This is a genomic window from Pannonibacter carbonis (assembly GCF_003012935.1).
GTDB lineage: Bacteria > Pseudomonadota > Alphaproteobacteria > Rhizobiales > Stappiaceae > Pannonibacter > Pannonibacter carbonis.
In genome coordinates this window covers 75,871-101,487 of record NZ_PUDR01000002.1, presented here as the reverse complement: position 1 = coordinate 101,487, position 25,617 = coordinate 75,871, and the positions used below count along the sequence as shown (strand labels likewise).

Here is a 25,617-nt window from a genome sequence, read left to right as displayed (position 1 = left end):
GATTGCTGACCAAGCAACCCTAGACTGACGCATGACACAGGAAAATCCGGTCGAGTGCGTAAGGCATTTTACATAACGGGAAAGAAACGAAGCCCGGATTCATTGCCTCGGCGTGAAAGGGAGATAAAATTTGGGGGCGAGCCAAAACATTTTGCATCGAACTCACAGCAAATGCGGCAAATCGTCACAGATGAGGAACAATAAGCTCCTCAGACAATGGCTTCCTCAAGAAGACCACCGGGCGAAGCTCTGAGATAATACTTCTAATACTCGAATTTGACTGGCCGGAAATTACAATGACGCGCGGAGGATTTCTCATTTCATCCAGCCATCGCACCACCTGGACACCACTCAAGCCTGGCAAACCCAGATCGACAATAACGGCATCTCCGGCAGCCGGCGGCGCTGCCTCGAAAAACGATTCCGCATCCGGATAGCAGACGGTGTCATGTCCAACGCCGCCCAACAATGTGGCGAGCGCGTCAGCAACCCCATAATCATCTTCGATGATATGAACCGTCACGAGGACCTAACTCCAGGGCACCTATATTGAGCCTAGGCCAGAGTTATAAGGCTTTCTTTGCCGGAGTAACCTACGCACTACTACGAAAGTCACCGCGCCCAAGGCCCGGCACGCATATTCCGTGCGTCGCCGGTCGCTCGCCTCAGTGCCCCAGGACGATACGGACGAGGTCGGCGGCGTTGCGTGCGCCAAGCTTTTCCATGATGCGGGCCCGGTGCACTTCCACGGTGCGCGGGCTGATCCCGAGTTCACGCCCGGCTTCCTTGTTCGATGCGCCGGCGGTGATCCGGCCAAGGACCTCGCGCTCCCGCTGGGTCAGAAGTTCAGCACCCTGGAACCCGGAATGAGCTTCGGCAGCAGCGTTTCGGGTCGCCATGGCCGCAATGCCCTCCCGCACCCGATCGACAACCGTGTCCGCATTGAAGGGCTTCTCGATGAAATCGAATGCCCCGCTGCGGATCGCCTCGACGGCCATCGGGATATCGCCTTGCCCGGAGATGATGAAAACCGGGGCATCATAGTGATCCGCGCTCAATGTCTTCAGCACATCGATGCCGGAACGCCCAGGCATATGAACGTCCAGAATGACACTGGCAGGCACCTGGGACTTGACCGCTTCAATGAAGGCATCGCCGTCTGCGAAGCTGCGGACCGTGAAGCCCTCCATCTCGAAGACCACCGAAAGCGCGTCGCGGACCGCCGGGTCATCATCAACCACATAGATGGTCTGGCTTGCGTCCATGTTGACGTTGCTCATGGCCATTCGGTCCTTTCATTCACGAATCAAGATACTGCGCACTTACCCTTATTGATCCGGGGCCTGCGTAGTATCAATGCCGCATTCCACAGGAAGCCGGAGCACGAAGGTCGCACCCTGCCCTGTCCCTTGCCGGAGCACGAGATCGCCCCCATGGTTCTGTGCGATGGTCCTGGATATCGCCAGGCCGAGCCCCAGGCCCTTGCGCTTGTGGCTTGAAAAGGCGCGGAACAATTCCGGCACGACTTCCTTCGGCACGCCGGGGCCACTGTCAGACACGCGGAACTCGACAAACCCGTCGTCAATCGCAACCTCCAGACGGACTTGCTTGACGTCTGAAGCGGCAACCGCTTCGCGGGCATTCCGCAGCAGGTTCACCAGAACCTGTCGGATCTGCACCGGGTCCATCGATACGGTAGGGATCCGGGGATCAATGACGGTCTGGAACAGTGTCTTGCCGTCTATGCTGCCCAGTTCGACAAGCTCAACACAGGACTGGGCAAACGGTCCGATGTCCGTCTCTGAGCGTTCCGGCTCGCGCTTTTCGACGAGCTGGCGCATCCGCTGAATGATCTCCCCGGCACGCTCGGCTTCGCGCATGGCCTTTTCGATCACGCCGAGCATCTGGGCATCAAGCAACTCACGATCACGGGCCTTGCGCACAACGGCCTGCAAATAAAGCAGGACCGCCGTCAGCGGCTGATTGAGTTCGTGAGCAATGGCAGCGCCCATTTCGTCAATGGCACTGATGCGAGTCATGTGCAGGAGCTGAGCCTGCGCCTGGGCAAGGCTGCGCTCGATCTGCTTGCGCGGACGCAGGTCGCGCAAGATGCCGATAAACTGACGCCCGTCCGGCGTTACGGTTTCACCAACCGACAGTTCGACCGCAAACTCGGTGCCGTCCTTGTGACGCGCCGCGACTTCCCGGCCAATGCCGATGATCCGCTTCTCACCCGTTTCAAGATAGTGCTGGACATAGCCGTCATGCGCTTCGGCGTAATGGCGCGGCATGATAATGGACACATTCCGCCCAAGTGTTTCCGCAGCGGTATAGCCAAACAAACGTTCACAGGCCTTGTTATAGGCCAGTACCCGCATGTGATCATCGATCACCACGATGCCATCGACGGCTGTGTCCAGCACACCTTCAAGCCGCGCCCCTGAAACCGTCCACACTGGCTCGCCCTCTACTGGTTCCTCGTCCGGAGTTGGTCCCTCAACCATGCCCCTCGCCGCCTGCGGTTGCAGCCAATACGCCCTTCGTGACGTATGAATTGTAAATCTTACGGGAAATTGCGTAACTTGCCAGTGCAGTTTTCGTCAATCTGCAAGCCACCTGGACAGTCGCAGCGCGCCTTCGGCGAGATGGTCCGGCCGCCGGGCGTAGCACAAGCGCAGGAACCCTTCGCCTGCGGCGCCGAACGCCGACCCTGGAGCCAGACCGAGCCCTGTCTCGCGCACGAGATCCATCGCGAGGCGGCGGCTGTCCGGATGCGCGTCCAACCCAAAGAAAAGATAGAAGGCCCCCTCCGGCTCTGCAAAGCGACACCCGGGCAGGCCGGAAATGGCATCGCAGATGATCTTGCGGCCAGCCTCGGCCCGGGCGATCTGGGCGGCCACGAAAGCATCGCCTTGCGGCGAGAGCGCGGCGAGCGCTGCGCGCTGCATGAAGGCCGCGACCCCGGACGTGGAATATTGCACCATGTTTTCAATTACCTGCCCCAGCTCTGCCGGGGCCGACATCCAGCCGATGCGCCATCCGGTCATGGCCCAGTTCTTGGAAAACGTGTTCACATACAGGATGCGGTCGCTGTCATCGGCAATGTCGTGAAGGGATGGGGCACGCCCTCCCTCGCCATAATAGAAGCGGCCATAGACCTCATCCGAGATGATCCACAGCCCGTGCTTGCGGGCCAGCGCCAAGATGGCCGAGAGGGTCGAGTGATCTGCAACCCAACCCGTCGGATTGCTGGGCGAATTCAGAAAGATCGCCCGGGTGTGCGGCGTCACGCTGGCGGCCAGAAGATCAAGATCGAGGGTCCAGCCAAGGGTGCCGAAATGCATGGGCACGGACACCGGGGTTCCGCCGCTGATGCCCACCGCCGCTGCGATGTTGGGCCAGGCCGGCGTCGGCACAAGCACCTCGTCGCCGGCGCCAACAATCATCTGGACGGCGATCTGGATCGACTGCATGCCGGATCCGGTCACGAAGAACCGTTCGGCATCAAAGGGACGCTCGTAAACGCGGGCGTGGTAATCTGCCAGCGCCTGGCGCAGGTCCGGCAAGCCACGCTGATAGGTGTAGAACGTCTCGCCGGCCTTCAGCGCGCCTGCAGCGGCTTCGCAAATGAATTCCGGGGTCGGCAGGTCACCTTCGCCGACCCAGAGCGGGATCAGGTCGGCGCGCCCGCGGGCGGCATTCACAACCTCGACAATTCCGCTTTCCGGGGCTTGTCTGGCGGCGGCACGCAATGCGTTCAAGAGCGACTGGGTCACGAAGCAGCCTTCTGCATGTCTTTCAGATGAAACGGGCACGAAAGCCGGGCCGGCAAATGCCGACCCGGGAAGTAACGTACGACCCCTTTGTCCGGGACACCCGGGACCGCGTCTGGTAACCACGCCGCCAATCACGGACCAGCGGCGCTACCGAGCCTCACTTCTTCAGCAGGTCGCGGATCTCGCCGAGAAGGACTTCCTCGCGGCTGGGCGCTGCCGGGGCGGCAGGCTTGGCTTCGTCCTCCCGGCGCAGGCGGTTGACGCCCTTGACCACGACAAAGAGCGCGAAGGCCACGATGGTGAACTTTACCACCGCGTTGATGAAGAGGCCCAGGTTCCAGGTTACTGCACCGGCAGATTTGGCCGCATCAACCGTGGCATAAGGGCCTTGGACCGCGCCTTCCTTGAGCACGAGGAAAAGCTCGGAGAAATCAACATTTCCGAGGATCAGGCCGATCGGCGGCATAATAATGTCATCGACCATGGACGAGACAATCGCACTGAAGGCCGCGCCAATGACGATACCGATGGCCATGTCGAGCATGTTGCCCTTGATGGCAAATTCCTTGAATTCCTTCAGCATGTTTCGCTCCCCATGCAGTCCAGGTGCGGCGATGCGCTGTGTGCCGCCAGCCCCTCTGGCCGAAGGCTTAACACATTCTGAACGCGATCCAGAAGGGGGCCCCGCCTGAAGGTGAATAGACAGTGACCCTGCGCTGTGGTCCGATCAGCACCGGGAGGCGGCAATCCACAAGCTTGCTGCATGTTGATAACCAAATGCGGAACCACCGCGCCCGGATCTGGACACCAGACCGGGACAGAACACCGGGCAGACCATGCTGGATGGCTGGATCGTCACGCTGACGGCACTGGGATACATTCTGCTGCTATTCGCCATTGCAAGCTACGGCGACCGAGCCGCACGGCTGTGGCGCGGCGGCAAGGGGCGACCGCTGATCTATGCGCTGTCCCTGTCGGTCTATTGCACATCATGGACGTTTTACGGCTCCGTCGGTGGCGCGACGCGGAACGGCTTCGAGTTCCTGACGATCTACATCGGCCCGGTGCTGTTGTTTGCCTTCGGCTTTCCGATCCTGCGGCGGATCATCCAGCTGTCAAAGGCCGAGAAGATCACGTCGATCGCGGATTTCATCGGCGCGCGCTATGGCAAGCACCAGACTGTGGCGGCCGTGGCCAGCGTGATCGCCGTCATTGGAATTATTCCCTATATCGCGCTGCAACTGAAGGCGATCTCGCTCTCGGTCACGACCATGATCGGCCCCTTCGGCCCCCCTGATGGCACGTCGCTGATCACATCCTTCGGCGACATCACCCTGCTGATCGCCATCGGACTTGCTGGGTTTGCCTGGTTGTTCGGAACACGCCACATCGATGCCACCGAGCATCAGGAAGGCCTGATGCTGGCAATTGCCCTGGAGGCCATCGTCAAGCTCATCGCCTTTCTGGCTGTCGGCATCTGGGTCACCTATGCGCTCTTCGACGGCCCGCTCGACCTCGTGGCCGCGATTGCAACGCATCCTGAAACGGCGAGGGTCTTTGCCCAGCCGATCAACACCGGCAACTGGATCGCGATGACGACCCTGTCGACCATTGCTGTTCTCATGCTGCCGCGCCAGTTCCATGTGATCGTCACGGAGAACAACTCGGAAGCGGAATTGCGCCGGGCGACATGGCTGTTTCCGCTGTATCTCGTCCTGATCAACCTGTTCGTCATACCCATTGCGGCCGCCGGATTGCTCACCCTTCCAGCGTCCGTCAATGCGGATAGCTATGTTCTGGCGCTGCCCATTTCCGAAGGGCAAGGCCTGCTGGCCCTGTTTGCCTTCATCGGCGGCCTGTCTGCGGCCACTGCCATGGTAATCGTGGCGACGGTTGCCCTGTCGATCATGATCTCGAATGACATCGTCGTCCCCATGATCCTCAGGCGCCGGGCACAGGAAGAGGCAGCCGGGGCCCCGGCGCGCGACATGAGCCGGCTGCTGCTGCGAACCCGGCGAACCGCGATCCTGTTCATCCTGCTCCTGTCCTATGCCTACTACCGCGCAGCCGGGGACACTGCAGCGCTCTCCTCAATCGGCCTGTTGTCTTTCGCGGCCATCGCCCAGTTCGCCCCTTCCTTCGTTGGAGCACTGGTCTGGCGCCGGGCAACCGCGCGCGGGGCGATTGCCGGCATGGCCAGTGGCTTCGGGCTCTGGCTCTACACGCTGTTGCTGCCGACGTTCGCCCGCTCCGGGCTGTTTCCGGAGAGTTTTCTCGACACCGGCCCCTTCGGACTGGAGCTGTTGCGGCCACAGGCCCTGTTCGGCATCGAGGCGGATCCCTTCCTGCATGGGGTCGCCTTCAGCCTCCTGGTCAATATCGCCTGTTACATCGGCTTTTCACTGAGCCGGACGCCGGAGCCGGCGGAACGGCTGCAGGCCAACATCTTCGTGCCGCCCGACATCCTGCCGACCCCATCACTGCGGCTGTGGCGTACCAATGTGACCATTGGCGACCTCAAGTCGACCGTTGCCCGCTATCTCGGGGTCGAACGCACCGAGCGGTCCTTCGAACGCTATGCCCGGGAACGCGGGCTGACGCTGGACCAGAACGCCACCGCAGACGCACAGATGCTGCGATATTCCGAACAGCTGCTGGCCTCGGCCATTGGCGCGGCCTCCTCCCGGCTTGTGCTGTCGCTGATGCTGAAGCGGCGGGATTCCAACATAAAGGGCGCGATGAAGCTGCTGGACGATGCCTCCGAGGCGATCCAGTACAACCGCGACCTGTTGCAGACCGCGCTCGACCAGGTGCGCCAGGGCATCGGCGTTTTTGACGTCAACCTGCGCCTGATCTGCTGGAACCGGCAATTCCGCGACCTGCTCGGCCTGCCGCCGGAATATGGCCAGGTCGGCACCCAGCTCGACGCCATCATCCGCTTCAATGCAGAACGGGGCGAACTGGCCGGTGGAGCCACGGATGCCATCCTGTCAGACCGGCTCGACAAGCTGGTGATCCAGCAGGAGACCTTCCAGGAGCGGCTACTCCTGTCCGGCACCGTGCTGGAAGTGCGCATCAGCCCGATGCCCGATGGCGGCATCGTCACCACTTTCACGGATATCACCGAGCGGGTCCTTGCCGAGGAAGCGCTGGCACGGGCGAATGAAACGCTCGAACGGAGGGTGCGGGAGCGGACGGAAGAACTGACGCGCGTCAATCACCAGCTGGTGACGGCAACCCATGCGGCCGAAGAAGCGAATATCGGCAAGACACGGTTTCTGGCAGCAGCTGGCCACGACATCCTGCAACCGCTCAATGCCGCCCGGCTCTATGCGTCCGTTCTGGTAAACCGGTATCAGGAGGGGGACGTTGGCGATCTGGTACGCAATGTCGAGGCGTCACTGGAGTCAGTCGAGGACATCATCGGCGCCGTTCTTGATATCTCCCGGCTGGACACCGGTGCCTTGAAACCCGAACACACAATCTTCCGCCTTGATGAAATGCTGCAGAGCCTGCGGCTGGAGTTCGAGCCGGTGGCGCAGGAAAAGGGCCTCGCTCTGACCTTTGTCGCACCGTCCCTGTCGGTGCGCTCGGACAGACGGCTGCTGCGGCGGCTGCTGCAGAACCTCATCTCGAATGCGGTCAAATACACCAGCCGGGGCAAGGTCCTTGTCGGCTGCCGCCGCCATGCGGGCCGGGTGGTGGTGGAGGTGCATGACACGGGCCTCGGGATTCCCTCCTCGAAGCAGAAGGCAATCTTTCTCGAATTTCATCGCCTCGACGAGGGCATGCGCGCGGCCAAGGGGCTCGGGCTCGGTCTGTCCATTGTCGAGCGGATCAGCCGCGTCCTCGATCATCCGGTTACGCTGCGCTCGCGCAGTGGCAAAGGGTCATGTTTCGCGGTCGAACTGCCCACGGCGGCTCCGCTGCCGCAAACCATCCTGCCCCCGGAGCCTGCAGCCATTCCCGGCCAGCTGGACGGGCTTCTCGTGCTTGCGATCGACAACGAGCCCAACATTCTCGATGGCATGCAGCGCCTGCTGGAAAGCTGGAACTGCAAGGCGATGACGGCCGCCAATGACGTGGAGGCCATGGAACGCATTGCAGAAGCCGGACGGGCGCCGGATATCATGCTGGTGGACTATCACCTCGACCAGGGCAACGGCATCGACTGCGTGGTGCGGTTGCGCTGGAAGTTCGGCGCAAACATCCCGGCGATCCTGATCACAGCCGATCGCAGCCGTCCGGTGCGGGCCGAGGCCCAGGACCGCGACATCGCCCTGATCAACAAACCGGTGAAGCCCGCGGCGTTGCGCGCGCATCTGGCCCGGTGCCGGGCCGAACTCCTTCCCGCCGAATAGACCTGATCAGGCCGATGCCTGGCGGACGGGGGTTACGGGAACCGTTTGCGGGAAGTCAGCGGCGGGGCGGCCAAAGTAATAACCCTGGAGCGTGTCGCATCCCATCAGACGCAGCATCTCGGCCTGGGCCTCGAACTCGACACCTTCGGCGGTCACTTCCATGTCGAGGCTGCGCGCCAGGATGATGACCGCGGAAATGATGGCAATGCTCTCGCCGCCGCGCCCGATCTCGGCCACGAAGGACTTGTCGATCTTGATGCGGTCAAACTTGTACTGGCGCAGATAAGACAGGGACGAGTAGCCGGTGCCGAAGTCATCCAGTGCAATGCGCACACCAAGGGCCGCAAGCTCGGCCAGCGTCGTTGCCGTCGAGCCGAAGTCCTGGATGAGCACGGATTCCGTGATTTCGAGAATCAGTCGCTGCGGCGGCAGGCCGGACGCGTCCAGGGCCTGCCGCACCGTATCGACCAGGCCGGGTGCTGCAAACTGGAGGGGCGAGAGATTGACGGCAATGTCGATCCGGGGGTCGGCGGCCATGGCCCGCCGGCAGGCTTCCTGCAGGACCCAGGAGCCGATCGGCACAATCAATCCTGCTTCTTCTGCAACAGGGACGAACAGGGAGGGCGGAACGGTGCCGAAACCTGGATCCTCCCAGCGCAAAAGCGCCTCACAGGAGACCACTTCGCCGGTGCGGGCCGAGACAATTGGCTGGAACGCCAGCGACAGGCCGCCGCGTTCAAGCGTGTAACGGAGGGCGTTTTCCAGTTCACGCCGCTCCCGAACCTCGCGCTCCATTTCCACTTCGAAATACAGCGCCCGGCCGCGCCCAGCGCGCTTGGCCCGGTACAGCGCAATATCTGCAACCCGCATCAGGTCTTCGATGGTTTCGGCGTGGCCCGGAGTGGAGGCAATGCCAATGGTGGCCCCGATCGCGTGCCCGCCATGTTCTGTCGTAATCGGCTGGTCAAGGATCTCGATCAGCTGGGTCGCGAGGCGTTCGGTCTCCTCCCGGCAGGAACTGAGATGAAGCACGGCAAATTCGTCGCCGCCGATACGGGCCAGATCCGCCCGGCCGTCGCAGACCGACTTGAACCGCTGTGCAACCCGATTGAGGATTTCATCACCGACCGGATGGCCCCGTGTGTCATTGATTGCCTTGAAATTGTCGAGGTCAACCATCAGCAGGCTCAGCGTGGTTCCCTCGGCATAGGCCTCGGCCATGGCGTCCTGGGCGCGGGAGAGCAACCAGTTGCGATTGCCCACGCCGGTCAGGGCATCGTGTTCGGCCATGTAGGTAACGAGATCCTGCGCCCGGCGGGACTCGGTGATATCCGACCCGACGCCGCGATAGCCCTTGAAGCGCCCACGCTCGTCAAAGGCAGGACGGCCAGTCAGGGCCCACCACCTCGCCTCACCGCGGATCTTGACCGGAACCGGATGTTCGCGGAAGGCCTGACGGTGCTCCATCAACTCGGCGAGAACACCCCAGCCATTGGCCGGATCCTTGGCTCCGGACAGCATCTCGCTCAGCCGCCGTCCCTGCAGGGCCTCCGGAGGCAAGCCGCAGACTTCACTGAAGCGGCTGGAAGCGCGTTGCAGCACCCCGGCCGAATTGGTTTCCCACAACCAGTCGCTGGATGACTGTTCGAAGTCATTCAGAAGCAGATGAATGACTTCGCCGCGTCGGTGCAGTTCCGCCTCGACCATGAAGCGGGTCACGAACAGCCGGGACGTGGAGATCACCGAGCCTATGACGATCAGGCAATAGGTTGCGAGCAGGATCAGGATCGACAGGGTAACCGGCGTGTCCTCGACCACCAACGTGCAGGCCGCAGAGACCGCAATTACGGCAACCCACGTTATTGCGGCGGCTGGAACGGTTGCGAGAACAAATCCTCCGGCGCAAATCATCCCGGTGGTAATGCAGGCGATAACAAGGAACTTCGACGGATCATCCGTCATCATCACGCCCAGCGGCCCGCAGGCCCACAAGGCGGCAAGAATACCCGAGTGGTATGTTGCTGCCCGCAAGGCGCGCGGCGAGGCCGCTACAATCGGCCGTTTCAGATTGCTCCACCAGGACCGCAGCCCGAACGAGAGAACCACAAGAACAGCAGCCGCCCAGGTCATGGCGAGCCAGAACGGAAACGTCCCGGCCAGCGCCAGGAACATGATCACAAGATTGAACAGATTGGCAAAAAACGTGTAGGGCGCCAGCCGGAGGATTGCCCCGACCTGCGCCGCATGGACGCGGCGCGTCAGGGCCTCATCACCTGCCGAGCCGCCGAAGGCGACAGCAAGGGCTTGCCGCTCGACCATACTCTCCTGATGGCCCGGTAAAACCGGGTCGGGAAAGATGTTGCGCAACCGGGTAAACACCCCGGCACCGCCCTTGAACCAGCTGACCATTCCACCCCGACCACGCCTTTGCGCATGGACCCTTGTTCTGTTTCCCCAAGGTCAGGTGTACCGCACCTGTCATGAATGGCAGGTAAAGTGGATTGGCAAACGCGGATTAATGGTGCCGGTTTTGCGGCAGCAGTTAGTGGTGCTCGTCCACTCGCTCAACCGCGCATGCGGTCAACCGTTGTCATTCTCGGTGATCTGCCACTGGCCAGCTTCAATCTTCGAGGCGGCGATGACGGCCTGGGTTCGGCTTTCCACGCCCAGTTTCTGCAAAATGGCCGAGACATGAGCCTTCACCGTCGCTTCGGACACCGACAACTCATAGGCAATCTGCTTGTTCAGCAAACCTTCCGACAACATCATCAGAACGCGGACCTGTTGTGGCGTCAGGGTCGCCAGACGGCGAACCACATCCGCGCCTTCGTCGGGCGTCGTCACATCCACATCGGCCGGCGTCCAGATATTGCCCAGCATGACGGCGGCGATCGCCTCGCGAATGACCTCAATGCCGCGCGACTTCGGGATGAAGCCCGAAGCGCCAAACTCAATGCTGCGGCGTATCGCGCCGGCTTCCTCGTTCGCCGACACGATGACAACCGGCACCGACGGAAACTGCGCCCGAAGATACATCAAGCCGGAGAACCCGCGCATCCCGGGCATGGTCAGATCCAGCAAGACGAGATCAATATCGCCCTCGCCATCGAGCTGGCGGGTCACATCCTCCAGGGCGCCTGCTTCCACGATCTGCGCACCGGGATATTGCATCTCGAGGGTCTGGCGCAGCGCACCACGGAAAAGCGGATGATCATCCGCAATAATGAACTGGTAGCTGGTATCTGCCAAAACCCTCTGCCCCCCTTGTGGCCTGCTTTTCTTCCAACCAGGCGCTTGCCGTGCAAGTCCCTTGCGCAGTGCATCTGGTCCGGTCCCGTCGGCCTTTGCATGCACCCCAGCTCGCGGCGGGTGCATGTTTATAAAATGACACCGTATCGCCTTGCGGTCCGGCCTCCTCCCGCAACCGCAAAGCGCGGCAGATTATGTTGCCAGCGCGCCACATGTGCAAGCCTCGCAGATCAGGTGCACGCAGGCTTTCTGCCTGAAGCTCTTGGGATATCGGTGCGACCTGCTTGGCAGCTGGAAAGCCAGGCTCTAGCCTCGATAGGCTGATGCCAGATTTGCGAGGCCGCATGTTCACGCTTGACCCATCCATCTTTGATCCCGCTGCAGTGGCGGAGGAGACGCGTGCCTTCAACCATGACCTGGCGACACGGCTTGCCGCCCTGCCGGACCAGTGGAGCTTTCCCCCACAGGTCGTCCGCGAACGACGGGAACAGGGGCTTGGGCCGTTCCCGCCACCCGAGCGAAGCCCGAGAGCCATCAACCGGGTCATCGATGGCCTGCATGGTCCGGTAAAGCTGCGGATCCTGAAACCGATTGGCGAGACTTGCGGGGCATTCCTGCATATTCATGGTGGCGGCTGGACCTTTGGCGGTGCCGACCTTCAGGACGCCCGGCTCATCGAACTTGCCGACCGCACCGGCCTGATCGCAGTCTCTGTCGACTATCGCCTCGCCCCGGAACATCCCTACCCTTGCGGGCCAGACGATTGTGAAAGCGCCGCACTCTGGCTTGCTGGACCAGGCCGCGCCGAATTCGGGATCTCGCACCTGGCCATTGGCGGTGACAGTGCAGGCGCGAACCTGGCCGCGGCGACGCTGCTGCGGCTGCGCGACCGTCACCGGATAACGCCCTTCCGCGCCGCTGTCTTCATCGCAGGCTGCTTCGACCTGCGCCTGACGCCAAGCGCCCGCACCTGGGGCAACGAGAAACTTGTCCTGAACACCCGGGACCTCGACATGTTCGTCCGCCACTACCTGAGCCACGGACATGATCCGGCCCAGCCGGACATCTCGCCCCTCATTGCGGACCTCAAGGACATGCCGATGGCCCACTTTGTGGTCGGCACCCGTGACCCTCTGCTGGACGATACGTTGTTCATGGCAAGCCGGTGGATGAGCTGCGGAAACAAGGCGGAAGTCCGGATTTTCCCCGGCGGATGCCATGTCTTCCAGAGTTTTGGGCTTTCTATTTCACTAGAAAGCAACAATCTCATTGATAATTTCCTCAGGGTAAGTATGCAGTGAGGCTGGTTGAGCCGTACCCAGGTCTCGGCCGCTTCGTATTTGTCTGCACAAAGAAACGGAACTGCCCGGACCATGCCAGCTCACGATACACTGCTATCTCTCGTCAACGCTTGGGAGCTTGACGAGAACGCCCATCTGAATGTGCAGTTTTACTTCTCGCGCTTTGAAGAATCCGAACGTCAGTTTCGCCTTATGACCGGTTTCAGCGAGTCTCTCGTCGGAGCGCGGCGTGTCCGGCATGTTCGCTATCATCACGAAGCCCAATCCGGAACCTTGTTGCGTGTGAGCGCCTATGTCTGTTTCGACGGTCCGCATATTCTCACCATCGTCCATGAGATGCGCGATGCCACCAGCGGAACTCTGATCGCCACGGCGATTGACGGCTACAATCCGGCACTCGAAGCGGCCCGCACGTTGCGGACCCGGTTCAAGGACAGCCAGGGCCCGATGCCGGAGGCGGCGGCGCCGCGCGGTCTCTCGGCAACCCCGGCAAGCCTGCGCTCGACATTGGACGGCATCCTCGGGAGCGGGGCCGAGATCAGTCACCGGGCCACAGTCCTGTCGCGGCATCTGGGTGCGGACGGCAAGGCGGACGACGGCTTTGTGCTGGGCTGCTTTACCGAAGCAGCGCCGTTCGTCTGGGAGCGCACACCGCTGAACCGGGCCACGCTGGCATCAATGCAGGCCGGCCGGGTTGCCGTGGAGATGAAACTGTCCTGGGCGGGGCCAGTCAAGGCTGGCGACAGCGTCATCGTGGCAAGCGGCATCACCGGTTGCCAGGCCAGCACATTCTCGATGCGCCACCATCTGTTCGAGGCACGGACAGCGCGTCTTGTGGCCCTGTGCGATGCCGTCGTACTGCCGATGCACCAGGAAACGCGAAAGGCCATAAAGCTTGGCGCTGATCACCGGGAAGCGATCCTGCGCATCAAGATGGACTAGACGCATCCGCCTCCAGGGAGAAAGCGGTCAGGGGCGCGCGGTTCCGTCCATATCCTGCTGGAACTCGCGCATCAGGCCGAAAAACCGGCGCATGGCCATTTCGGTGAAGCCAAGCACCTGCTCCAGTTCCTTCTCGTCCTTCTCGGACAAGCGCGGACTGCGCAGGGGCTCGTTTTTAGGGGTCTCGGCGTTCGGCGCTTCCTGTTCCGGCTTGCCGGTCAGGGGCATCTGGGCTGCGCCATCGCCCGGGGTCTTGCCCACACTGGCGAGCCGTGCCTTCAACTCCGTGACTTCCGCTGACAGGCGTTCGATCTCCGCAAGATAGGCAAGCCCGGCATCGGGCGCAGGCGAACAACGCCAGACATCATTCAGCTTCTTGCAGGTGCTGATATCGCCCAGCCGGCGGTCGAGGCGCAGATACTCTCCCTCGACTTCAATCAGCGCAAAGCGTTGCGGATCGTCTCCGGTAACCAGGGCAGGCGCCTTCAGGGCCTGCCCCTCTGCCGAGGCGGCGGTCAGGCTGGCGAGCGCCAGCAACAGAGCCAGACCGCCGGCGCGAGCAGCTCGTTTTCCCTGACATGCCAAAAGGCTGATCCGTGCCATTGCACACTCTCCAAAGACGCTTGCCGCTCACTGCATCGAGAGGCCGCGATGCAGCATAGCCGTAACACCCGTCTATGTCGAAAGGACGGCGGGAATTACACAGGCTTGTAGGGCGCGCGTCCACTTACGAGGGCATCGGCCAACAAATCCAGACGATCCTGCCCCCAGAAGGGCTCACCGTCCAGAACATAGCACGGCGATCCTATCACCCCGAGTTCGACAGCGCGGGCCTGGTTTTCTGCATAGACGGCCTTGATCGCGGCGCTGTCCGCCAGGGCCAGCATTTGCTCGCCATCGGCTCCGACGGCTTCCGCAAGCCTCGCCAAGCTGGCACGGTCATTTAGATCGCCCTCTTCGGCCCAGACATGACGGAAGGCCCTGTCTGAAAAGGCGCCCACTGGCCCACCCTGCTCGACAAGGGCAAGGGCGCAGCAATCTGCGAGGGTCGGGTCAGCGGGAAAGTGGCTCGGGTGAATGGTCAGCGGCAGGTTGCGCTTGTCGCGCCAGCGCTGCAATTCGATCAAACGGTAAGCCTGGCGAACCGGGTGACGCTTGGCCAGTGGCATGCCGCCCGAGGCATCAAATACCCCGCCGAGATTGACCGGGCGAAACACGACTCGCGCGCCATGCAGGGTGGCGAGGTCCAGAAACGCCGCATGGCCGAAATAGGCCCACGGAGACACGTGGGTGTAAAAATACTCAATCGTCACCGACATAAAATTCCCCCAAGCGTCAGGTGCCAGTCCCAAGGCGGCGACTGTGTCGCGATTGCGCGATCAAAAGCAAGTCACGCTCGCGTGGCGGACAAGAGCGCCTCCAGAGCTTCGATATGGTCCGCTTCGGCTGGCAGCTTGTCCCAGCGCAAACGCGAAACGCGCGGGAAGCGCATGGCAAGACCGGATTTATGCCGACTGGACCGGTTCAGCCCTTCAAAAGCCACTTCCAGCACCAACCCCTTGTCCGGCTGGCGCATGACTTCCCGGACCGGACCGAAGCGGCCAACCGTGTTGGCTCGGATGAACCTGTCGATCTGCAGCAATTCCTCATCGGTGAAACCGAAGTAGGCCTTGCCGACAGGCACCAGTTCAGCCCCACGCCAGACGCCGAAGGTGTAGTCGGAGTAGTATGACGACCGCTTGCCGTGGCCGCGCTGCGCATACATCAGCACGGCGTCGACGAGAAATGGATCGCGCTTCCACTTGAACCATTCCCCCTTCGGGCGGCCAGGCACATAAGGCGCCTGCGCGCGCTTGAGCATGACGCCTTCGACCGCCGCCGCATCCGCAGGAGACAGGCGCGCGGAAGGCTCTGCCCGCACGGCAGCCAGTTCGCTCCAGTCGCGGAAGGGGATCAGCGGAGAAAGATCGATTCGCGGCGATTGCAGCCGCTGCAACAGCGCCTCCAGCCGCGCCCGGCGTCGCAAGAAGCCGAGGGGCCGCAAATCCTCGCCATTCTCCGACAGGAGATCATAGGCCCGGATCGCGACGGGCAATGCCTGCATGAGCTTTGCATCTGCCGTCTTGCGGTTGAGGCGGCGCTGCAAATCGGAGAATGGCTGTACCTCGCCATCGCGAACCACCAGCAATTCGCCATCAATGGCACCGTCAAAGCACAGATGCTCGAGAAGGTCCGGAAAGGCCGCCGTGATGTCGTCGCCGGAGCGCGAATAGAGCCGGCGATGCCAGGCCCCGCTCTCGTGCCCGGCCGCAGCCTGAATGCGGATGCCGTCCCATTTCCATTCGGCGATGAAATCGCTCGCCGTGAGTTGCTCGAAGTCCCTGGCCTCATCAAGGGGATGGGCCAGCATGGGCGGCCGGAACGGGGCCGGATCCCGGCTCTCCGGCTTCGCGGCTCGCCCCTCGGCCCAGGCAAACAGCGGGACGAACGGCGGCTCCAGCGTGTTCCAGACATCCTCGATCTCGTCGACGGAGACGCTGCCAAGCCTTGCCAGCGCCGTCTTGGCGAGGCGCGCCGACACACCGACCCGCAAGCCGCCGGTCACCAGCTTCAGCAAGGCCCAGCGGCCGGTCTCATCCAGGCTGTCGAGCCATGCCGCGATCAGGCGCGGGGCATCGGCGCGTCCGGCCGCGCTCAATTGTTCTACGACCTCCGACAACCGGACAGCCGCAGCACCGGCCGTGCCGTGCGCGGGCCACATGAGGGCAATCGTCTCGGACAGATCGCCGACAAAGTCATAGGACAGAGCAAAAAGCACCGGATCCGACCGTTCACTGACCAGGGCCTTCAACACCGCCGGCTTGGCTGTGCGGAAGGACAATGTCCCGGTGAGCGCAGCGAGTGCATAGCCGCGATCAGGATCGGGCGTGCGCCGGAAATAGTCCACCAGCAAGGCCTCACGGGCATTGCGGGAACTCTCGAAGGCGAGACTGTCAAGCAGGCGGGCAAAGGCTTCCATGGGCGCATCTTAGAGCGCCGAACTGGCACGGAAAGGCCTTCACGTGACAATCTCAACCAAAGACGCAGCTTTGTCCGCTCTTTGGTGGACGGCAGGCGCAGTTTGAAGTATAGGAGCAGTTGAAAAATCTGGCCGGCCCTTGCGGTAGCATTCCGCTCGCCCGCCCCCTTCACGAAAGACACGCATGATCGATACAAACGCCGTCTCTCCGGCGCTGGCCTCCGCTTTGGCGAAGCGCGGCTACTCCAGCCTCACCCCCGTGCAGGAGACCATTCTCTCCGAAGCTCCTGCCGAGGCTGACCTGCTGGTCTCCGCACAGACCGGCTCCGGCAAGACGGTTGCCTTCGGCCTCGCCCTGGCCCCGACGCTGCTGGGCGACAAGGATCGGCTGCCACAGGCCGGTCTGCCGCTGGCTCTCGCCATCGCACCGACCCGCGAACTGGCGCTGCAGGTCAAGGCCGAACTGACCTGGCTCTACGAAGAGGCAGGAGCGCACACAGCTTCCTGTGTCGGCGGCATGGACCCGCGCGCCGAGCGGCGCACCCTGGAACGTGGCGCACATATCGTCGTCGGCACTCCGGGCCGCCTGCGTGACCACATCGAGCGCGGTGCGCTTGACCTGTCCGCAATCCGTGCCATCGTTCTCGACGAAGCCGACGAGATGCTGGACCTCGGCTTCCGTGAGGATCTCGAGTTCATCCTCGACGCCGCGCCGCAGGACCGCCGCACGCTGATGTTCTCGGCGACCGTGCCGAAACCGATTGCCGATCTCGCACAGCGCTACCAGCGCAACGCGGTGCGGCTGACCACCATCAACGCCCGCGAGCAGCATGTCGACATCGACTATGTCGCCATGCCGGTGGTGCCGAACGAGCGCGAAAACGCCATCATCAACGTGCTGCGCTATCATGAAGCCCAGAAGGCCATCGTGTTCTGCGCAACGCGTGAGGCTGTCAACCGGCTGACCTCGCGCCTTGGCAACAGGGGCTTTTCCGTTGCAGCGCTTTCGGGTGAGCTCAGCCAGGCCGAGCGCTCCCACGCGCTGCAGGCGATGCGTGACGGCCGGGCCCGCGTCTGTGTGGCCACCGACGTTGCCGCGCGCGGTATCGATCTGCCGAACCTTGATCTGGTCATTCACGCCGACATGCCGACCGGCAAGGCTGGCCTGCTGCACCGTTCGGGCCGCACGGGCCGCGCGGGGCGCAAGGGCACCAGCGTGGTGATCGTTCCCTTCACCCGCCGACGCACCGCCGAGCGCCTGCTTCAGACAGCCGGCGTCAAGGCAGAATGGCGCGAGGCTCCCTCGGCCAACGCCATCCGCGCCCAGGACAAGGCACGCCTGCTTGCCGATCCGGTTCTGGCCGAGGCTGCCGAGGAAGAAGATCTGGACATCGCACGCGAGCTGATGGAGGTGCATGGCGCCGAACGGATCGCAGCCGCTTTCGTCCGTCTGTATCAGTCCCGTCTGCCGGCTCCGGAAGAACTGACCGAGGATTCCTTTGAATCGCGCGGTGGCCGCGGCGAGCGCGGGGAACGCGGTGAACGGTTCCAGCGCGATGAGGATTTCGGCGGCGCGCGGTCGCAGGAACTGCGCAACAAGTTCGAGGACGGCATCTGGTTCCGCCTGTCCCTGGGTCACAAGCACCGCGCCGATCCGCGCTGGCTGCTGCCGATGATCTGCCGCGCCGGCCATGTCACAAAGAAGGAAGTCGGTGCCATCAAGATCGGCGGCACCGAGACCCTGTTCGAAATCGCCGGCAGCCACGCCGAGAAATACGCCGAAGTGATCCGGCGGGATGGCTCGGGCGAACGCGGCGTGTCCATCGAAGTGACGGATATGCGCGCCGGCCAGGTCCCGGCCTTCCGCGAAAACAGCCGTGAACATGGCGATGGCCGCAGCCGCTATGAAAATGCCCGCGAACGGTCTGGCGGCCGTGGTGGCTTTGGCGGTGGTGCCGGTGGCCCGGCCAAGCGTCGTCGCTTCGAAGACGACGAGCCGCGTCCGACGCATCCCGCTTTCACGCCGATGGATGAGGCTCCGCTCGCCCGTGGTCCGAAGAAGGCCAAGTCCGGACCGGACGGTGACTTTGCTCCGCGCAAGAACAAGCCGGCCTTCAAGGAAGGCGGCTTCAAGAAACCCGGCAAGGCCGGCCCCGGCGCAGCAACAGCCGTGAAGAAGAAGCCAAAGAAGCGCGACGCCTGAGACCGCTACTCAAGCCTGACATCAAAATGCCCGGTCCTGGACCGGGCATTTTTCGTTCAAAGGAGCCACAAAGACCTGAGCGTTTTACTGCTCGTTGACGATCATGGCGATGCGCCAGTCGTCGCCATCGAAAATCAGGTGATAGTGGCAGGTGAACTCGAAAACGCTTTCGCCATCAGAGCTTTCCTGGCGCCAGTCGAGCGTGACCAGCGCCGTCGTGCCGGAAATATGGGCGGATACGACCGAGAACTCGGAAAAGGAGATGTTCTCCTTGTCGAGCGCTTCGAGCAGCGCTTCGATGTTCTCTGCAAGGTCTTCCTCGTCATCGAAGACATACCCCTTGTCCATCTGCCAGATGGTCGCCGGCAGGTAGAAGCAGTCGATGAGCGTGTCGGCATCTGCATCATTGAAGCCGGTGAGGTAGTCGTCAAACAGACCGGCAATGCCATCCTCAAGGGCGGTGGGCGCGTCACCGGTTTCTGCGGGGTCTGGGGAGCGATCGTCAGCCATGTCTTCAGTCCTGGGCTCTGGTCCGGTGCTAGGGTCTTGGCCAGGACTGGCCCGCAAGGCAGGCGGGCAACGGCCGGCAAGGCCAGGGGACGGACAGGCCCGGAGCCGGTCAAATCCCGCCTGTCATGCGGGCGCCAATGCCGGTACCGGAGAAGAATCAGCCTCTTCCTCCCCATATCCGATCATATTGAGAGGTCGCGCTTCCCGTCCAACGGTTTTGCACCAGTGACACAGGGCGTCCTCAGCCCCGTGCGTCACCCAGATCTGGCCTGCCCCGGTTTCCTCCACAGTCCGGCACAGATCCGGCCAGTCGACGTGATCGGAGACAATCAGCGGCAACTGGGCGCCGCGCTGGCGCGCACGTGCGCGCACACGCATCCAGCCGGAGGCAACGGCTGTCACGGGATCGGCGAACCGCCGCGCCCAACGCCCCCCCAAGTCGCCGGGCGGGCACAGCACAATTTCCCCGGCGAGTTCCTTTCCCCGCGTTCCGACAGGTTCGACCGGACCTAAAGCGACACCCTGGGCGATGTAATACGCCGTCACCTTTTCCATCGCCCCATGCAGGAAGATCGGCCGCTCATAGCCGGCAGCCCTCAGTTCGGCCAGAAGCCGCTGTGCCTTGCCAAGCGAATAGGCTCCGACGAGATGGGTGCGTTCGGGAAACAGGCGCAAGGAGGTCAGGAGCCGGGCGATTTCGCCGGCGATTGGCGGGTGGCGGAACACCGGCAGGCCAAAGGTCGCCTCGGTGACAAATGTGTCGCAAGGGACCAGTTCAAACGGTGCGCAGGTCGGATCGGCCTGACGCTTGTAGTCGCCGGAGACCACCGCCCGCTCGCCGCTTGCCTCCAGCACCACCTGGGCCGAACCCAGCACATGGCCGGCCGGAACGAGCCGCAGCCGAACGCCATTGACGTTGACAGTTTCGTCATAGGCAAGGGCCTGCCGGGTTCCCGCAAAGCCCTCACCCAGGCGCAAAGCCATGATGTCCAGCGTCTGCCGCGTCGCAAGCACCGCGCCGTGGCCGGGCCGGGCGTGGTCGGAATGGGCATGGGTGATGACCGCCCGCGCCACAGGACGGACCGGATCTATATGCAGGCCGGCTGCCGGGCAGTAGAGCCCTTCCGGCGTCAGGGTGAGCAAACTGGACATGGCTGGAGGATAGGCATCGGCTCGGGATTTACCAGAGCAACATACCACAACAGCGCGGACGGATTGCCCCCTACCCTTTCCTGCCAGCCCCGCCTACATTCGCCGGCCATGACCGCAACGCCTGATCCAACGTGCCTGCCTGACTGTTTCCGTGCCTGGTTCAAGGCGCGGGGCTGGACCCCGCGTGCGCATCAGGTCGCGCTGATCGAGCAACTGGCGCAAGGGGCATCGACGCTGCTGATCGCCCCAACCGGTGCGGGCAAGACGCTGGCCGGCTTCCTGCCAAGCCTCATCGAACTGTCCGATATGTCCCGGCGCAAGCCCGGGGCGGCCAGAGGCGACCGCGGCCAAGGGGTACACACGCTCTACATCTCTCCGTTGAAGGCGCTGGCGGTCGACATCGCGCGCAACCTTGAAGCGCCTGTCGCCGAGATGGGGCTGCCGGTACGGATCGAGACGCGGACCGGAGACACACCCACGCACAAACGCCAGCGGCAGAAGCTGGTGCCGCCGGACATCCTGCTGACCACGCCGGAGCAGATCGCCCTGCTGCTGTCTGACCCCGGCGGGATGGCGATGCTGGCCGATGTGCGGACCGTCATCCTCGACGAGCTGCATGCCCTCGTCACGTCGAAGCGCGGTGATCTGCTGGCCCTTGGCCTTGCCCGGCTGCGCCAGCTCTCACCCAAGGTGCGCATGGTCGGCCTGTCCGCGACGGTGGCAGAGCCGGATGACCTGCGCGCCTTTCTGATGGCACAGATCGAGCCAGGCAAGCGGCGGCTGAGCGAGATGGTCAGCGTCAAGGGCGGTGCGGCACCCGATATCGCTATCCTGGATTCGGCCGAACGCGTGCCCTGGTCCGGCCACTCTGCGCGGTATGCGCTGGCTGACATCTACAGCCTGATCAAGGCGCACGGCGTGACGCTGGTTTTTGTCAATACACGCTCCCAGGCCGAGATGGTTTTCCAGGACCTCTGGAAGATCAACGAGGATACCCTTCCGATCGCCCTTCACCACGGCTCGCTGGACGTCGGCCAACGCCGCAAGGTCGAGGCGGCCATGGCCTCAGGACAGTTGAAGGCCATCGTCGCTACGTCCTCGCTCGACATGGGCATTGACTGGGGCGATGTCGATCTGGTCATCAACATCGGTGCACCGAAGGGAGCCAGCCGGCTGGCGCAGCGCATCGGCCGCGCCAATCACCGGATGGACGAGCCCTCGAAGGCCGTGCTGGTGCCAGCCAACCGGTTCGAGGTGCTGGAGTGCCGCGCCGCTCTGGAGGCCTCGCTCTGCGGCGGGCAAGACACGCCGCCGCTGCGCAAGGGAGCGCTGGATGTGCTTGCACAGCACGTGCTCGGCGTTGCCTGTGCTGCGCCGTTCGATGCGGATGCGCTGTTCAATGAGATCCGCGCCTGCGAAACCTATCGCCACCTCGACCGGTCCACCTTCGACAAGGTAATCGCCTTCGTTGCCACCGGCGGTTATGCTCTCAAGAGCTATGACCGATACGCAAAACTGAAACTGGGACCGGACGGGTTGTGGCGTATCGCCAATCCGAAGATTGCACAGCAATACCGGCTCAACGTCGGCACCATTGTCGAGGCGCCCATGCTCAAGGTGCGGATGGTGCGCAGCAAGGCGGAAGGGCGCAAGACACCATTGGGCCGTGGTGGCCGGGTGCTGGGCGAGATCGAGGAATGGTTCGTCGAGCAACTGACACCCGGTGACACATTCCTGTTTGCCGGCGAGATCCTCCGTTTCGAGACGATCCTAGAGAACGAGGCCTATGTGTCCCGCGCCCGTGCAACCAGCCCGATGATCCCGTCTTACCAGGGCGGCAAGTTCCCGCTCTCGACCTATCTGGCCGACGGGGTGCGCCGTCTGATTGCCGACCCGAAGCAATGGAGCCAGCTTCCCGGTCAGGTGCGGGACTGGCTGGAACTGCAGCGGGTGAAGTCCGTGCTGCCGCGCCGCGACGGAATGCTGGTCGAGACATTCCCGCGTTCCGACAAGCATTACCTGGTCTGCTACCCTTTCGAGGGCCGGCTTGCGCACCAGACGCTCGGGATGCTGCTCACGCGCCGGCTGGAGCGGCTGGGCGCAAAGCCGATGGGCTTTGTTGCCAATGACTATGCGCTGTCGATCTGGTGCCTCAGCGACCTGTCCTTGCTGATCGACACGGGCAGGCTGTCGCTAGACGCCCTGTTCGAGGAGGATATTCTCGGGGATGACCTTGATGCTTGGCTGGCGGATTCCAGCCTCATGAAGCGGACATTCCGGACATGTGCCGTGATTGCCGGCCTGATCGAGCGGCGCCACCCGGGCCAGGAAAAGAACGGGCGGCAGATCACCGTTTCCTCGGACCTCATTTATGATGTCCTGCGCCAGCACGAACCCGACCACATCCTTTTGACCGCAACCTGGAACGACGCGGCGGAAGGACTTCTGGATATCTCGAGGCTCGGCGAACTTCTGGCCAGGATCAGGGGTCGAATCACGCATACTCCGCTCGACCGCGTTTCCCCGCTTGCCGTTCCCGTTCTGCTGGAAATCGGGCGCGAACCGGTCTATGGCGAGGCGCAGGATGCAATCCTGGCCGAGGCGGCGGATGACCTGATCGGGGAGGCCCTGGCATGACGGCGCTAAGGAATGCAGGACAGTTCCGACGGGTGGCTCCCGTCTGCCACGACATCGCCGTTGGCGGGACCCAGTTGGGCCTGCATGACAGTGGCGTCGCGTGGTGGGCCGAGGAACAGACGCTTGTTGTCGCCGACCTGCATCTGGAGAAAGGTTCGTCCTATGCCCGGCGCGGCGTGATGCTTCCGCCTTATGACACGGCGGCAACACTCGAACGGCTGGCCATGGTCATCGACGCCTTCGATCCAGCACGCGTCATCGCGCTTGGCGACAGTTTCCATGACGCGGAAGGGTCCGACAGGCTTCCGGCCCCGTATCGCGCATTCCTCACCACACTTCAGCTGAATCGGGAATGGATCTGGGTCACCGGCAACCACGATCCGGTGGCGCCTGTTCGCCTGTGCGGCGAATGCGTGGACGAAATGACGCTTGGTGACCTCACCTTCCGCCATGAGCCGCAGAGCGGGCCGCAATCCGGTGAGGTTTGTGGCCATCTGCACCCGGCTGCGAAAGTCCGGCGCTACGGCCGGTCGATCCGGCGCCCCTGTTTTGCCACTGACGGCAACCGGCTGGTCTTGCCTGCCTTTGGTGCCCTCACCGGCGGGCTAAACGTGATGGACAGCGCTTTTGCTAGCGTGTTCCCGCCCCGGCGATTTTCAGCCTTCATGCTTGGCGCGGACAGGCTTTACCCCTTTACCGCCGCGAAACTGATCGCCGACTGACGACATAGAGCGACCCTCAATCCTTGCGGAAAATGACACCGGCAAGCCAGCCGGTGAATACCGCAGTTATGACCGCCAGAATGCCGTAGAGCGCTGGCCGCTGGTGCGCCAGGTCAAAGGCTGCCTGCTCGAAGCCAGTCTTGGCAACCGTCAGCGCCTTTGTCTGGCTCGCCAGCATGGCTCCCTCGTGCAGGAGAAAGGTATCCACGGAGTAGACCCCGACCGGTGTGGTTGCCGGCAAGGAAATCGTAGTCCGGAACAGGCTCTCGGTCAGGAAGTCCACCTTGCCGGCCTGTTCCGAGTAAACACCCTGCTTCCGCCGAAGGCGCAGAAAAGCGTCACGGAAATCGTCGCGCTCTGACACCTGGACTTCGGATTGCGGGCTGATCGGCAGATTGAGGTAATTGATGCCGATGCCATATTTCTCCAGCATGTTCCGATGCCCCATCTCGGTGGGCGGCCGTGTCGAGGACATTACATAGAAGGACGGGACCTCATAGAATGTCTCGGCCTCGCGGTTGACCCAGAGACCGAGCAGCCTGTCCTTGCGGCGCGTGGTAACGATCTGGTCCGGGCCGCGCAGGACAACGGCAAGATCGTAGGGGCCCGGCCGCGAAACCGTCTGTTTGTCCCGGTCAACCTGTCCGAAGATGACGATCTGGGCGCCGGTGAAATTGGACTCGATCAGCACCTCGCTCGAGGACAGGGACGTCACCAGTTCCTCTGCTGTCGCCGGAACCGGACGCAGCGCGAGGGCCAGCGAGGCGACCAGAAAGAACCAGCGACCACTCATGTGCCCGCGCCTCCCTTAACCGCAATCGAGAAGAACTCGTCAGGGGTAACCAGAAGATCAACGGCAAAGCGGACGCCAACCGAAAGAACCAGAAGCGCCAACAGGAGGCGCAACTGATCACCGCGCAGCTTCTGTCCCATGCGGGCGCCAAACTGCGCACCGATCACCCCACCAACCATCAGGAGCAAGGCGAGGACAATGTCGATCGTCTGCGTCGTCATGGCGTGCAGGATGGTTGCCGCTGCCATTGTGAACAGGATCTGCATCAGCGAGGTGCCGACGACGATACTGGTCGGCATGCGCAACAGATAAATCAGTGCCGGCACCATCATGAAGCCGCCGCCGATACCCAAAACCGTTCCCAGAAAGCCGATGCCGGAGCCAAGTGCGAGGATCGGGATGACACTGACATAGAGCTTCGACTGGCGGAACCGCATCTTGAACGGCAGGCCATGGATCCAGTTGTGCTGCCCGGGAAGACGGGCCACACGGCCGGTGCCCGTCCGCCGGCGGCGGATCGCGCCAATGGATTCAACGAGCATCAGACTGCCGATGGCACCCAAGAAAGTCACGTAGGACAGCGAGATGACGACATCCAGCTGGCCAAGGCTCTGCAGGATCTTGAACAGCCAGGCCCCGATGGCAGATCCGACGATGCCGGCGATCAGCAGCACCGTCGCCATTTTGGTGTCAATGGCTCCGCGCCGCCAGTAGGCCAGAACCCCCGACGACGACGAGGCGACGATCTGCGTCGTCACTGTTGCAACGGCGACTGCGGGTGGAATGCCGGAGAAAATCAGCAGGGGTGTCAGAAGAAAGCCGCCGCCGATCCCGAACAGGCCCGACAGGAAGCCCACGGCACCGCCCATGCCGAAGATGACGAACATATTCACCGAGATTTCGGCGATGGGCAGGTAGATCTGCACGGGCTTATACCGGCGTTATGGCGGCG

At 62.8% G+C, this 25,617-nt stretch carries 20 protein-coding genes; 6 read left to right on the top strand and 14 right to left on the bottom strand.

Features of this window, described 5'->3' with window-relative positions:
* Positions 1–184: 184 nt before the first annotated feature.
* From C8348_RS02700 to mscL, 5 genes are all read right to left on the bottom strand, one after another.
* Positions 185–523, bottom strand: coding sequence for a response regulator (locus tag C8348_RS02700; protein WP_106751740.1), 339 nt, complete (start codon positions 521–523; stop codon positions 185–187).
* A gap of 142 nt (positions 524–665) precedes the next feature.
* Positions 666–1,265 carry a response regulator transcription factor gene (locus tag C8348_RS02695; protein WP_106752018.1) on the bottom strand — a complete coding sequence of 200 codons (600 nt, stop codon included), beginning with the start codon at positions 1,263–1,265 and terminating at the stop codon, positions 666–668.
* 63 nt (positions 1,266–1,328) lie between these two features.
* The gene (locus C8348_RS02690) at positions 1,329–2,504 is read right to left on the bottom strand and encodes a two-component system sensor histidine kinase NtrB (RefSeq protein WP_106751739.1); all 1,176 of its coding nucleotides are present in this window, start codon (positions 2,502–2,504) and stop codon (positions 1,329–1,331) included.
* 96 nt (positions 2,505–2,600) lie between these two features.
* Positions 2,601–3,776: a pyridoxal phosphate-dependent aminotransferase gene (locus C8348_RS02685; protein WP_106751738.1), complete on the bottom strand. Its 1,176-nt coding sequence runs from the start codon at positions 3,774–3,776 to the stop codon at positions 2,601–2,603.
* A 157-nt stretch (positions 3,777–3,933) separates the two neighbouring features.
* Entirely contained in the window at positions 3,934–4,359 is a 426-nt protein-coding gene (gene mscL, locus C8348_RS02680; RefSeq protein WP_106751737.1) for a large-conductance mechanosensitive channel protein MscL, read from the bottom strand.
* Positions 4,360–4,612: 253 nt separating this feature from the next.
* Between mscL and C8348_RS02675 the strand changes: the two genes are divergently transcribed.
* Positions 4,613–8,137 carry a PAS domain-containing hybrid sensor histidine kinase/response regulator gene (locus tag C8348_RS02675; RefSeq protein WP_106751736.1) on the top strand — a complete coding sequence of 1,175 codons (3,525 nt, stop codon included), beginning with the start codon at positions 4,613–4,615 and terminating at the stop codon, positions 8,135–8,137.
* Between the two features lie 6 nt (positions 8,138–8,143).
* On the opposite strand, the gene C8348_RS02670 is transcribed toward C8348_RS02675, so the two are convergent.
* Entirely contained in the window at positions 8,144–10,546 is a 2,403-nt protein-coding gene (locus tag C8348_RS02670) for a putative bifunctional diguanylate cyclase/phosphodiesterase (RefSeq protein ID WP_106751735.1), read from the bottom strand.
* A gap of 171 nt (positions 10,547–10,717) precedes the next feature.
* Complete coding sequence (locus tag C8348_RS02665; RefSeq protein ID WP_198646900.1) at positions 10,718–11,386, bottom strand: response regulator; 669 nt, start codon at positions 11,384–11,386, stop codon at positions 10,718–10,720.
* Between the two features lie 344 nt (positions 11,387–11,730).
* On the opposite strand from C8348_RS02665, the gene C8348_RS02660 reads away from it, so the two are divergent.
* Together C8348_RS02660 and C8348_RS02655 are read left to right on the top strand one after the other, a co-directional pair.
* Positions 11,731–12,687, top strand: a complete 957-nt coding sequence (locus C8348_RS02660) for an alpha/beta hydrolase (protein WP_106751733.1) — start codon at positions 11,731–11,733, stop codon at positions 12,685–12,687.
* A 72-nt stretch (positions 12,688–12,759) separates the two neighbouring features.
* Complete coding sequence (locus tag C8348_RS02655) at positions 12,760–13,629, top strand: acyl-CoA thioesterase (RefSeq protein ID WP_106751732.1); 870 nt, start codon at positions 12,760–12,762, stop codon at positions 13,627–13,629.
* A gap of 27 nt (positions 13,630–13,656) precedes the next feature.
* Here the strand turns inward: C8348_RS02655 and C8348_RS02650 are convergent, their stop codons facing one another.
* From C8348_RS02650 to C8348_RS02640, 3 genes are all read right to left on the bottom strand, one after another.
* On the bottom strand, positions 13,657–14,232 hold the full coding sequence (locus tag C8348_RS02650) for a hypothetical protein (RefSeq protein WP_157950363.1): 576 nt from the start codon (positions 14,230–14,232) through the stop codon (positions 13,657–13,659).
* Positions 14,233–14,327: 95 nt separating this feature from the next.
* Positions 14,328–14,948: a 2-hydroxychromene-2-carboxylate isomerase gene (locus tag C8348_RS02645; RefSeq protein WP_106751730.1), complete on the bottom strand. Its 621-nt coding sequence runs from the start codon at positions 14,946–14,948 to the stop codon at positions 14,328–14,330.
* 71 nt (positions 14,949–15,019) lie between these two features.
* On the bottom strand, positions 15,020–16,648 hold the full coding sequence (locus C8348_RS02640) for a cisplatin damage response ATP-dependent DNA ligase (RefSeq protein ID WP_106751729.1): 1,629 nt from the start codon (positions 16,646–16,648) through the stop codon (positions 15,020–15,022).
* A gap of 184 nt (positions 16,649–16,832) precedes the next feature.
* On the opposite strand from C8348_RS02640, the gene C8348_RS02635 reads away from it, so the two are divergent.
* Positions 16,833–18,851, top strand: a complete 2,019-nt coding sequence (locus C8348_RS02635; RefSeq protein WP_106751728.1) for a DEAD/DEAH box helicase — start codon at positions 16,833–16,835, stop codon at positions 18,849–18,851.
* An 84-nt stretch (positions 18,852–18,935) separates the two neighbouring features.
* Here C8348_RS02635 and C8348_RS02630 read toward each other — a convergent pair whose 3' ends face one another.
* Complete coding sequence (locus C8348_RS02630; protein WP_106751727.1) at positions 18,936–19,361, bottom strand: DUF4440 domain-containing protein; 426 nt, start codon at positions 19,359–19,361, stop codon at positions 18,936–18,938.
* A 123-nt stretch (positions 19,362–19,484) separates the two neighbouring features.
* Complete coding sequence (locus C8348_RS02625) at positions 19,485–20,513, bottom strand: ligase-associated DNA damage response exonuclease (RefSeq protein ID WP_106751726.1); 1,029 nt, start codon at positions 20,511–20,513, stop codon at positions 19,485–19,487.
* Between the two features lie 108 nt (positions 20,514–20,621).
* On the opposite strand from C8348_RS02625, the gene C8348_RS02620 reads away from it, so the two are divergent.
* Positions 20,622–23,150 carry a ligase-associated DNA damage response DEXH box helicase gene (locus C8348_RS02620; RefSeq protein WP_106751725.1) on the top strand — a complete coding sequence of 843 codons (2,529 nt, stop codon included), beginning with the start codon at positions 20,622–20,624 and terminating at the stop codon, positions 23,148–23,150.
* On the top strand, positions 23,147–23,872 hold the full coding sequence (gene pdeM / locus C8348_RS02615; RefSeq protein WP_106751724.1) for a ligase-associated DNA damage response endonuclease PdeM: 726 nt from the start codon (positions 23,147–23,149) through the stop codon (positions 23,870–23,872). Before C8348_RS02620 ends, pdeM begins: the two co-directional genes overlap by 4 nt.
* 16 nt (positions 23,873–23,888) lie before the next feature.
* On the opposite strand, the gene C8348_RS02610 is transcribed toward pdeM, so the two are convergent.
* Together C8348_RS02610 and C8348_RS02605 are read right to left on the bottom strand one after the other, a co-directional pair.
* The gene (locus C8348_RS02610; protein ID WP_106751723.1) at positions 23,889–24,665 is read right to left on the bottom strand and encodes a TIGR02186 family protein; all 777 of its coding nucleotides are present in this window, start codon (positions 24,663–24,665) and stop codon (positions 23,889–23,891) included.
* Positions 24,662–25,591, bottom strand: a complete 930-nt coding sequence (locus tag C8348_RS02605) for a sulfite exporter TauE/SafE family protein (protein WP_106751722.1) — start codon at positions 25,589–25,591, stop codon at positions 24,662–24,664. The genes C8348_RS02610 and C8348_RS02605 overlap by 4 nt, the downstream gene beginning before the upstream one ends.
* Positions 25,592–25,617: the final 26 nt, after the last annotated feature.